Consider the following 12,127-nt stretch of genomic DNA (forward strand, 5'->3'; position numbering starts at 1 on the left):
GGCGAGATCGTTAACTGAAACCCGACAGAACAAGTCAAGTAGGCATCGACCGCCCGGATGTCGGACGTAGCGGCCCCGAAAGCCCCCGCGGAGGCTAGGTCCGGGCGCCCTCCCGCAGCCGGGCGTCGGCCTCGGCCTGGACCGCGTCGAGGTCCTCGGCGATCTCGGCGCCCGCGACCGCGTCGGGCAGCGCGTCCTCCATGCGCCGCAGCGGCCGGAACCACAGGCCGAGCGCGCCCCACAGCATCAGCAGTGCGCCGCAGACGGTCAGCAGCAGCGCGACGCCGCGCCCAGGCCCCACCTCTACGACATCGCCGACGACCGTGTCCGCGAGCGCGCCGCCCGGGACGAGCAGCGGCCCGAAGACGTCGTCGGCCAGCGCCGGCGCGGTGAGGAACGCCAGCGGCGTCATGGACACGGCGAGCATCTGGTTGGTCGCCAGCACCCGGCCCTGAAGCTCGAGCCCGACCTTGAGCTGGATGATGGCGAGCCAGTGCGCGTTCAGCATGCTCAGGAACGCCCACGACACCAGCCCGCCGAAGGCGGCCAGCGGGAGCGAGGGCCGCAGGCCGACGAGCAGCACCCCGGCTCCGAACCCGATCACGAAGCCGACCATGCCGATCGCGCGCCGTTCCGTGCCGCCCCAGAACACCATGGCCAGCGAGCCGAGCACGGCGCCCAGGCCCTGCATCGCGGTCACCGTGCCCACACCCGCGACGTCGCCGAACGACAGCACCGCGGGCACGGTCACGGCCTGGGCGAGCATGCCGAGGTAGTTCTCGACGACGAAGAACCCGATCATGATCATCAATGCGCGCCGCCGTACGAGGAAGCGCCACCCTCCGGTGATGGCCTGCCAGAAGGACTCCTCCAGGCGGCGGAACAGCCGGTCGGGGAAGCGGACGAGCAGCAGCGTGCCGAGCCCGAAGAGGAACGTGACGACGTCCACCGCCACCACGCCGTGCAGCCCGACCGTCGCGACGAGCGCGGCGCCGCCCAGCGGGCCGATGAGCATGCCGAGGCCGGTGCCGAGGTTGGCCAGCGCGTTGGCCTGCATGAGATACGGCTTGGGCACCAGTTGCGCGACGGCCGCCAGGTACGCCGGCCGGTGGAATGCCGTCACCAGCGACAGCAGCCCCGCGATGATCCCGACCTGCCAGATCTCCAGCCGTCCCAGCCAGAGCAGGATCACCAGGGCCGCGGTGGCCACGGCCGAGACGCCGTCGCACGTCAGCATGACCAGCCGCCGGTCCACCCGGTCGGCGACCGCGCCGCCCAGCGGCGCCGCCAGCAGCGACGGCAGCAGGGCGAGCATGCTGACGAGGGCGTAGTCGAGCACCCGGCCGTTCTGCTGGTAGGCCCACACGCCCAGCGCGAAGGAGGTCAGGGCGGCGCCGAGCAGCGACACGGTCTGCCCGGCCGCGACGGTGTAGAAACGGCGCAGGTCCCGCCGGGCGCTTCGCCCCGCGACCTCGACCGGCCCCACCGGATCGGGCAGGGCGCCGCCGGCCCAGCGGTCCAGACGCTCGCCGACCAGCCGCGCCAGCGTCTCGGCCTGGTGCTTGAGGAAGTAGTGACCGGCCCGGGGGATCGTGGCGAGCTCGACCCGTTCGGCGAACGCGCCCCACTCGCGGTAACGCTCCCGGTAGAGCTCGGTCGACCGGTCCCGCTCGCCGATCACGCACAGCAGCGGCGCCTTCAGCCTGCGCTCCTCGTACGCGGGGGAGTCTTCAGTGGAGTCCTCGGTGGAGTCCTCAGTGGAGTCCTCGGAGGAGTCGAGGTGGCGGCTGAACCACGCCTGCGCCTCCTCGACGTCGTGCCGCAGGGCGCGCAGCATGATCCCGGTGTCGCCGAAGTCGTCGTCCACGGCGCCGAGCGTGCGCAGGAAGTCGCGCTGGGCGCGGTCGGAGGACCAGCGGTGGGCGGGGAACCTCCGGTTCCACCAGGCCGACAGCCGTCCGGGCAGCCGCGCGTCGGGGAAGCTGCCGCCGACGACGACACCGGCGACCGACGTCCCCGCGGCCTCCAGCCGCAGCGCCAGCTCCATCGTGGCGGCGGAGCCGACGCAGTGGCCGTACAACGCGACGGGCCCGCGGATCGCGGCCAGTTCGGCCGTGAGGCGGCCGGCCAGCTCCGGGATCGGCAGGGGGTCCTCGTCCGGCCGCGCCGAGTCGTGCCCGGGCAGCTCGACGGCGACCACCGCGGTGCCGGGCGAGAGGCGGGCCAGCTCCTCGGCGAGCGGCCGGAAGGCGGCGGCCGAACCGCCGCCGTACGGCAGGCACACGAGGGTGCGGGTCGCCGTACGCGGGCCCGCCAGGTGGTGCAGCAGCCCGGCGGGGGCCTGTGCGCCGCCGTCGAGGTGGGCGGCGAGCTCACGCACCGTGGGCCGGGTGAACAGGTCGATCACCCGCAGCGCCGGGTCGATCTCCCGGACGGCGCGGACCGCGCGGAAGGAGTCGCCGCCCAGCGCGAAGAAGTCGTCGTCGACGCCGAAGTCCGCCACGCCGAGGACATCCGCCCACACTGCGGCGATCCGCAGCTCTGTCGGTGTGCTCGGCGCCACGCGCTCCCCGGCGGGCGCCGCCTCGGGCACCGGCAGGCGGGCCCGGTCGATCTTACCGAGCGGGGTGAGCGGCAGCTCGTCGAGGACGACGATCGCGGACGGCACCATGTAGTCGGGCAGCCGCTCACGCAGCCCGGCCCGCACCGCGGCGAGGTCCACGGTGGCGGGCGCGACCCAGGCGGCCAGCCGCCGCGCGTGTCCCTCGCCGACCGGCAGCACCGCGGCCTCCCGGACGCCGGGCTGCTCCTGCAGCGCGGTCTTCACCTCGCCCAGCTCCACCCGGAAGCCCCTGATCTTGACCTGGTCGTCGACCCGGCCGAGGAACTCCACGAGCCCTTCGGCGTTGAGCCGGACCCGGTCGCCGGTGCGGTAACAGCGGCGCGTTCCGGTCACCGGATCCGGGACGAATCTCTGGGCGGTGAGGTCGGGGCGGTTCAGGTACCCGCGGGCCACGCTGGGGCTCGCCACCCACAGCTCGCCCGGCACCCCGGCGGGCAGCGGACGGCCGGCGGGGTCGACGATGTAGCAGTCCACTCCGGGGAACGGGCGGCCGAGCGGCACCGACCCCGCCCCGGTGGGCGTGCCTGGCGCCCGGCCGCCGAGCACCGAGACCGTCGTCTCCGTCGGCCCGCAGTGGATCTGCAGCTCCAGGTCGGGGCGGGCCGCGCGGATGCGCTCGGCCAGCTCCCACGACGTGGCCTCCCCGGCGAGGATCAGCAGCCGGCGCGGCAGCATCCGCGCGAGGTCGCCGTGGGCGGCCAGCAGCTCCAGATGACTGGGCACCATCTTGATCACATCGACGGGACGCGCGGCGAGATAGGCGGCGTACGCCTCCGGGTCGGTCGCGGTCTCCTGGTCCACGAGGTGGACCGCGGCGCCCCGGAACAACGCGCCGTACAGGCAGGTCAGCCCCAGGTCGGCGGCGGTGGTGGAGACCACGCCGTACGACTCGTGGACGTCGGGCACCAGCTCGGCCAGGCCGTGCAGGTAGTGCAGCGCCGACCGGTGCTCGATCCCGGCGCCTTTCGGCCGTCCGGTGGAGCCGGACGTGAAGATCACATGGATGAGGTGGTCCGGGGCGACCTCGACGTCCGGAGGATCCTCGGGCCCGGCGGCGAGGAGCTCGGGCAGCACCAGCGCGCCGGGGAGCCGGCCCGCGTGCTCGGGGTCGGCCAGCACGACCCGCGCGCCGGCCGTCTCCAGCATGTGGCCGAGGCGGTCGTCGGGATAGAGAGGGTCCATCGGCAGGTAGGCCCCGCCCGCGCGCAGCACGCCGACCAGCGCCGGAACCAGCCCGCGGTGGCGGCCGACCAGGACGCCGACCGGCTCGTCCGGCCGCACCCCTGCCGCGACCAGGCGGTTGGCGAGGCGGTTGGCGAGCCGGTCCACCTCGCCGTACGTGAGCGAGCCCGTGGCGTCGGCCACCGCCGTCGCGCCGGGCGTGCGGCGTGCGTGGTCGCCGACGACCGCGTGCAGCGGCCGGGTCAGGTCCATCGGCGTCCGCGTGCCCGAGACGACGGGCCCGGTCACCGGTTCCAGCGGCACGGCCGCCGCGGGCGCGTCGAGGCCGGCGAGCATGCCCTCCAGCAGGGTCGGGTACCAGCCCGCGACGCGCCGTGCGGTCGCCTCCTCGAACAGGTCGACGCGGTAGGCGAGCTCGCCCTCGTACGTCTCGCCCATGTTGTCGAGGGCGAGGTTGAGGTCGTACTTGGTGGTCCGCAGGCCGAACGGCACCTGCTCGGTGGTCAGGCCGGGGAAGTCCGGCGTCCGCGGGCCGTCCTCCAGCACGTTGAGCAGCACCTGGAAGATCGGCGTGGTGGCGAGGTTGCGCTCGGGGTGCAGGTGCTCCACGATCCGGTCGAAGGGCACGTCGCGATGGGTGAGCGCGTCGAGCACGGCGGCCTTGGTCCGGGCCAGGAGCTCGCGGCCGGTCGGCTCGCCGGACCTGTCGCCCCGCAGGACGAGCGTGTTGACGAAGCAGCCGAGCATGGGCGCGGTGCCGGGGTGGAGCCGTCCCGACTCGGGCACGCCGACCGGCACGTCGTCGGTGCCGCAGACCCGGCCGAGCAGCTCCTGCCAGGCGGCCAGCAGCACCATGAACGGCGTGCAGCCGGTCTCTGCGGCGGCCTCCCGCACCCGGGCGGTCAGCGCGGGCGCGAGCCGCACCGGGACGGTGGCGCCCGTCCAGTCCGCGACCGAGGGCCGTGGCCGGTCCACCGGCAGATCGAGGACCGGTTCGAGCCCGGCCAGCCGTCCGGTCCACCAGGACAGGTCGCCCTCCGGCTGCCCGGCGAGCCAGGCCGCGTAGTCGGCGTACTGGACCTGCGGCGGCTCGGGCGGATCGGCGAGCCCGAGCCGTGCCGCGTACAGGGCGGCGAGCTCGTTCAGCGCCAGGTTGCGCGACCAGGCGTCGAAGGCGATGTGATGCACGGTCAGCGCCAGCACGTGCTCCCGGGCGCCGAGACGCAGCAGCAGGGCGCGGGCGGGCGGCTGCGCGTGCAGCGCGAAGGGGCGGGCGAGCTCCTCCTGCAGCCGTGCTTCGAGCGGAGTGTCGTCGTCGAGGTCCTCGACCGTGACCGGCACCCGCTCGGCGTCGACGGGGAGCGCACCGGCGTCGGTGAACAGGCTGCGCAGCACCTCGTGCCGGTCGGCGAGATCCCGTACGGCGCCCAGCAGCGCCGGGACGTCCAGCGGGCCGCGCAGCCGTACGACGGTCGGCACGTTGTAGGCGGCCAGGTCGTCGAGTTGCGCGAGGAACCACAGCCGGGCCTGCGCGGGCGACAGGGGAGCGGGGCCGCCGTCCCTGTTCCTGACGGGGATCGCCGGGACGGCCCGGGCGGCGGCGCGGCGGGCCGCCGCGAGCCGGCCGGCGAGGGCGCTTCTGCGCTCGTCGCTGATGGTCACGGCGTCTCCTCCAGGCGCGGCGTCTCAAGGCGCGGTGTCTCCTCCAGGCGCGGTGTCTCCTCCGGATTCGGCGTCTCCTCGATGTCGGCCAGGAGCAGAGCCTCGATGCCGGCGGCGTAGCCGGCCAGCGTCCTGTGTTCGAACAGCAGGCGCACCGGCACGGTCAGGTCCAGTGCGTCGCTCAGCCGGGCCGCGACGAGAGCGGCGGTGGCGGAGTGCCCGCCGAGGGCGAAGAAGTCGTCGTGCAGGCCCTCCACGGGGCGATCGAGCACGGCGCTCCACACCTCGGACACCAGCAGTTCGGCCTCTGTGCCGGGCGGCTCCGGTGGAGCGTCGCCGCCGGGTTCGGGCAGGGCGGTGCGGTCCACCTTGCCGGAGGCCGTGACGGGCAGGGCGTCCAGGAGCACCCAGCGGCGGGGGACCATGTAGTCCGGGAGCCGGTCGCCCAGCCGCCGCTCCAGCTCGCGGGTGTCGACCCCCTCCGGAGCTGCGAGGTAGCCGACCAGATGGTCGCCGCCGCGCACGGTCACGACCGCGTCGGCCGCGCTCTCGTGGGGCACCGCCCGAAGCAGGGTCTCGCGGAGCACGGTCTCGATCTCGCCCAGCTCGATGCGGTGGCCGCGGACCTTCACCTGCCCGTCGCGCCGCCCGAGGAAGTCGAGCGTGCCGTCGGTCCGCCAGCGGGCCAGGTCGCCGGTGCGGTAGCGGCGCCCGTATGCCGGATCGTCACCGGGAGCGCCGAGCGGGTCGTCGGTGAAGGCGGCGGCGGTCAGGTCCGGCCTGCCGCGGTAGCCTCTGGCCACCCCGGCGCCGCCGATCCACAGCTCGCCGGTCACCCCGGCGGGCAGCACGCGCCCCGCCCGGTCGAGCACGTACGCCCGTTCCCCCGGCAGCGGCAGGCCGATGGACACCCGGTCGCCGACCGGCGCGGTCACCCGGATCATCGTGGAGTAGATCGTGGTCTCGGTGGGGCCGTAGGCGTTCCACAGCTCGACCCCGCGGTCCAGCAGCTCGCCGGCGAGGGCCGGGTCGAGCACCTCGCCGATGCTGATCGCACGCACGTGCCCGCCGCGTCCGGAGGGAGCACCCCGCCAGCCGGAGGCGGCCAGCATGCGCAGCGTCGTCGGCGTCGCGGTCATCAAGGTGACCCCGGTCTCCTCGATCCGCCGGGCGACGGCCCGCCCGTCGAGCGCCTCGTCGCGGCCGAGCAGCTCCAGCCGCAGCCCCCCGCACAGGCTCACCCACACGTCGAAGCCGAACACGTCGAACGAGAACGGCGTCAGGCCGAGCATCACATCGTCCGGCCGGACCCCCGGAGTGATCGTCATCGAGGCGACGAACGCCGCGAGGTTCGCGTGGGTGATCTCCACGCCCTTGGGCCTGCCGGTGGAGCCGGAGGTGTAGAGGACGTAGGCGAGATCGCCGGGGTCCACCTCCACGCCGTCCGGCACCACCTCCGGCGAGGGCAGCCGAGCCAGGTCGACGACGACGCCGCCCAGCTTCCGGGCCACCGGCAGACCCTCGCCCGCCGCGACGATGACCTTGGCGCCGCAGTCGTCCACCTGCTCGCGGAGCCGCCGAAGCGGGTGCCCGGGGTCGAGCGGGACGTACGCCGCGCCGGCCAGCAGCACGCCCAGCAGCGCGGCGGGCAGATGGCGGTCGCGGGGCAGGCACACGCCCACACAGGAGCCCGCCGCCTCCGGTCCCAGCGCCGCGGCCACCCGCCGCGCCCAGCCGGCCAGCTCGCCGTAGGTGAGAACGCCCTCGCCGTCGGCGACCGCCGGGGCGTGCGGGCGACGGGCCGCCTGGTCCAGCACCGCCTCCACGACCGTCGGCGGCGCGTCCGCGGGCAGCGGCGCACCGGTGCCCGCGGCCAGCAGTGCCGACCGTTCCTCCGCGCCGATCACCTCGAACGCCGACAGCGGCCGGTCGGGGTGTGCCAGGGCGTCGTCGAGCAGGCGGACCAGACGGCCGGTCAGGGACTCGGCCGCGGCCCGGTCCAGATGCTCCAGGTCGTACTCGACCTGCAGCTCGGGCCCGGCCGCCGTGGCGTTGACGTAGACGATCAACGGCACCTGGACGCTGCCCGCGTCGAGCTCGCCGATCAGGTCCACCCCGACGTCCCCGTGGTCCAGGCGGAGGGGCACCTCGGGCGGCTGCATCGAGAGCACGACGGGGGTCGACACCCGGCCGGGCGGGCGCTCGACGCCCGCGGCCTCGGTCAGCTCCTGATCGCTCAGCCCCCTGTGGTCCATCGCACGGGCGGTCGCGGCCCCCGCGTGCCGTACGGCCGCGCGCAGCGACAGCCCGTCGTCCAGGCGCAGCCGCACCGGGAGCACGTCGACGAGCACGCCGACCACGCCCTCCAGACCCGGGGCGGCGCGGTCGGCCACGGCGGCGCCGAGGACCACGTCCCGCCGGTCGGTCAGCCCGGCCACCAGCATGCCGAGCGCGGTCAGGTAGACGGCGAACGGCGTGGCGCCGCAGCCGGCCGCGAGCTCGCCGGCCCGCGCGGCCGTCGTCGCATCCAGCCGGCGCACCAGGCGCTCCCCGCGCAGGCGGCTCGGGCGGTCGTCCCCGCGGGGCAGCAGCTCGTACGGCGGGACCGCCCCGGCGAGCTCCTCGGCCCAGAAGGCCCGCAACGCCTCGGTGTCCCGTGCGGTCTCCTGCTCGCGCAGCGCGACGTCGCCGAACTGCAGCGGCGGCTCCGGCAGGAGGACATCGCCGTCGTGGGCGAGCCCGTCGAGGATCTCCCGCATGACGACCCCCAGCGACGCGCCGTCGAACGCGGTGTGGTCGGTGAGCAGCACCAGCTCCGCGCTGTCCGGCCCGGACCACAGCAGGGTGGCCCGCAGCAGCGGCGTGTCCCCGGCGAGGTCGAAGTCGTGGGCGACCGCCGCCCGCCGCAGCTCGTCGGCCTCCGCGGGCGAGGCCGGGCGGTGCTCGTCCAGCGGCACCGGCGCCGGGGGCCTGACCTCGGTGGCGACGTCGTCGACGACGACGGAGCGGAGGGCCTCGTGGCGCCGCACGATCGCGTCGAGGGCGGCCCGCAGCGGCTCCGCCGAGGTGAGGCCGCGCAGCCCGAGCCGGAAGGCGATCGCGGTGGCGTGCGGGTTCTGGCTGACCTGGCGCAGCATGAGCTTGTCGCGCTGGGAGGCGAGCAGCGGATAGCGGGTCCGGCCGGCGTGGCGGACCAGCGGCGTCACGGTGCCCGGCGTGCTCTCGGCGACGTATGCCGCCAGCTCGGCGACCGTGGGCCGGGCCAGGAACGTCGTCAGCGCGACGCGCACACCGAACGCCTGCTCGATCCCGGCGCAGATCCTCGCGGCGGCCAGGGAGTGCCCGCCGAGGTCGAGGAAGTGGTCGTGGACGCCGATCCGTTCGACGCCGAGCGTCTCCGCGGTGATGGCGGCGATCCGCCGCTCGACGTCGTCGCGTGGCGCGACGTGGCCCCGCCCTTCGATGTCGTCCCGCTGCCGCTCGGTGTCGTCTCGCTGCCGCTCGGTGTCTTCGTGGAAGAAGACCTCGGGCAGGCGGGAGCGGTCGGCCTTGCCCGTGGGGCCGATCGGGATGGCGTCGAGGAACACGATCCTGGCGGGGATCATGTAGTCGGGCAGCCATTCGCGCAGCCAGGACCGCAGCCGCGCGTCGTCGAGGCCGGGCCCGGCCGGTTCGACGTACGCGACGAGCCTGCGGGTGCCCTCCTCGTCGGCGGGGGCGAGCACGACTGCCTGGTTCACCAGCGGGTGCCGTTCCAGCCTGCCCCGCACCTCGCCCAGCTCGACGCGGAAACCCGCGACCTTCACCTGGTCGTCGATGCGGCCCTCGTAGAAGTAGAGGCCGCCTTCCCTGCGGACCAGGTCGCCGGTGCGGTAGTGGCGCACGCCCCCGGCGTCGGTCACGAACCGCTCGGCGGTCAGCTCCGGCCGGTTCAGGTAGCCCCGGCCGACCAGCGGCCCGGCCACCCACAGCTCGCCGAGCTCGCCGTCGCCGAGCGCCTCGCCGTCCGCGCCCCGCACCGACAGCTCCGACCAGGCGTACGGCGTGCCGATCGGCGGCTCGCCCGGCTCGTCCCTGGCGATCTCGTGCGCGCAGCAGTGCACGGTGCACTCGGTGGGGCCGTACAGGTTCACCATGCGCCGCACGCCGGGGTTGGCGAAGACGCGGTCCGCCAGGGCCCGGCTCACCGGCTCGCCGCTGGACAGGACCGTGCGCACGTTCGGCGGCAGCGGCTCACGCAGCAACGCGGTCAGCGCCGAGGCCGCGGCGCTGATCATGGTGACCTCGTCCCTGGCGGGCAGGGTGTGCAGCGCGAGCGGGTTGTCCGCCATGATCACCGTGCCGCCCAGCAGCAGCGGGAGGTAGAGCTGGGGGACCGACGGGTCGAAGCAGACCGACGTGGAGGCCAGGAATCCGGACAGCTCCTCGGCGGTGAAATAGCCGGCGTCCCAGCGCAGCAGCGTCATGACGTTGCGGTGCTCGATCGCGACGCCCTTGGGGCGGCCGGTCGATCCGGAGGTGTAGATCACGTAGGCCAGGTCGGCCGGGTCGCCCGGCAGGTCCGGATCCCGGTCCGGACGGTCGCCGATGTCGTCGAGCAGGACGAGTTCGTGCCGCGGCAGCCGCCCGGCCGGCTCGGCGGAGGTCACCGTGTGCGTCACCCCGGCGTCCTCGACCATGAATTCCAGCCGGTCGGCCGGATAGGCCGGGTCCAGCGGCACGTACGCGGCGCCGGTCTTCCACACCCCCAGCAGCGCCGCGATCAGGTTCTCGTCGCGGTGCAGGCACACGCCGACGGCCGAGCCCCGCCCGGCTCCGCGGGAGAGGAGTTCGTGCGCTATCCGGTTGGCCTGCGCGTTGAGATCGGCGTAGGTCGTGCGGGTCGTTCCGGAGACGACCGCGATGCGGTGCGGGGTTCGTCGCGCCTGCCGTTCGAAGGCCTTGTGGGCCGGTTCGATCGATGCAAGGGTGCCGGCCACCTGCGATCTCCTCTTGTTGAAGGAAGGCGGTGCATGGATCGCACGCGGGCATCGTCACAAACGGCGCCTCGGAAAAGTTAGACCGAAGATCGTTCTGTTATCCCAGTGATATCGGAACGAGTCGGACGCGTTACCGTCCGATTCTCTGACTGTGGGGCGTAACCCCAGCGCCGAAGGCGGGAAGCCGTTCAGGGCGAGCGCTGCGGCCGGCGCGCCGCGGCCGGGTTCGCGCTCGCCGCCGGTTCCCCGGCCGAGTGCTCTGCTCGCTGGTTCCGCTGCTGCCGGGCCTGGCGGCCGGGGCGTGCGGCGATCCCCGGAGCTCCTAGCGAATGGCCCGCCCGTAGGATTCGATAATGCTCTTCGCCTCGTGTATGACTCGATTCGAGCACGGCCTGGTCATCGCTGCCGCGCCCGGTAGTGTCGACACGCACGCGGGCTGGGATGCTGCGGCTGAACCGGTTCACGGTGGTCCGGACTCTTTGTTCGTTTCGGTCCGGCAAGCCGCCAGCGGTCCGGCGTCGGTCCAATGCGTGCAGGGGCCTTTCCGGCCGAGCGGAAAGGCCCTCGTGGTGACCCACCCGACGGTCGCCTCCCGTGCGTTGGCCGACGCGCGGCCGGGTGCCCTGCCGCGCGTGGCCCAGGCGGTGCCTCGCCGCGTTTGCCGCCCGCGGAAATTCCGTCGCAGGTTCGGAACTTCCGCGGGCCCGGGTCGTCGTCGGCCGGAGGCTCCGCTCCGACCTCCTCTTCCGTCTGGCGACGCATCCACCTGGATCTACGCGTGCGACCGGCGATTATCTGTCAGAAACTCCTATGCCCAGGGCTGGGAGACGACCCAGCTGACGTCGTCGTTCCACGCGGTGGAGTTGTCGAAGGAGTTCGAACCGCCGTTGCTCGCGATGTAGACGGTGTTGTTGTAGTGACGGATGAACCGGCTCGGGAAGTTGTACGACGCGAACGACGTGCCCTGGCCGTTCTTCCCGGACTGCGGGCAGAACGTCGCGTCGGAGGCGAAAAGCGAGCTGCCGTCGTTGTGCTGCCGGTAGAGCTGGTAGTTCTGGTGGCGCAGGTAGTCGCCTGGGTAGTTCCTCGACTCGAACGACACGCACGAGCCGCTGGCCAGGCCGCTGCGCACGATCCAGGTGGCGTCGTTCTTGTCCAACGTGGAGCTGGACGAGGTGATCACCGACGTGACGACGCTGTCGTTCTGGTGCCGGATGTAGCGGTCGGTGTAGCCGGAGGTCGTGGCGCGCAGTGAGATCGACGAGCCGGGCGTGAGGGTCCCGGTTCCGGGGTTGCCGCCGCCCGACGTCGAGTATCCGGCGGCGACGATGTTGGCCTGGACGGCGTTCTCGGTGGCGTCCGACGGATAACCGGAGGTCATCACGCCCTCGTAGAAGGTGCCCCGGGCGCCGACGCTGTTGTCGCCGCCGATGCCGAGGATGATGGCGCCTTCCTTCTTCATCGGGTTGTAGCCCGCGACGTTGGGCCGCACCCCGTTGTAGAAGGTCGACAGGGCGCCCGACTGGGCGTTGCCGCCCCGGATGGCCCAGTGGTTGGGCTCACCCTTGATGATGGCGGTCAGGAACCGGTGGCTGATGCTCGGGTCATTGGCGTTGTAGTGCTGGTTCACGCCGGAGAACAGGCCGTTCTCCAGGTCGGCCATGATCCAGGGACCGTTGCC

Annotated in this window: 3 protein-coding genes; all 3 read right to left on the reverse strand. The window is 73.7% G+C overall.

Going from position 1 to position 12,127, the window contains the following annotated elements; all coding sequences use genetic code 11:
• Window positions 1-94: 94 nt before the first annotated feature.
• On the reverse strand, window positions 95-5,467 hold the full coding sequence (locus AB0O28_RS35035) for an amino acid adenylation domain-containing protein (RefSeq protein ID WP_363646873.1): 5,373 nt from the start codon (window positions 5,465-5,467) through the stop codon (window positions 95-97).
• Window positions 5,464-10,446, reverse strand: a complete 4,983-nt coding sequence (locus AB0O28_RS35040; protein ID WP_363646874.1) for an amino acid adenylation domain-containing protein — start codon at window positions 10,444-10,446, stop codon at window positions 5,464-5,466. The genes AB0O28_RS35035 and AB0O28_RS35040 overlap by 4 nt, the downstream gene beginning before the upstream one ends.
• A gap of 808 nt (window positions 10,447-11,254) precedes the next feature.
• On the reverse strand, window positions 11,255-12,127 hold an 873-nt coding region (locus AB0O28_RS35045; RefSeq protein WP_363646875.1), incomplete at its 5' end, for an arabinofuranosidase catalytic domain-containing protein.

The organism is Microbispora sp. NPDC088329 (assembly GCF_040685655.1).
Taxonomy (GTDB): Bacteria; Actinomycetota; Actinomycetes; order Streptosporangiales; family Streptosporangiaceae; genus Microbispora.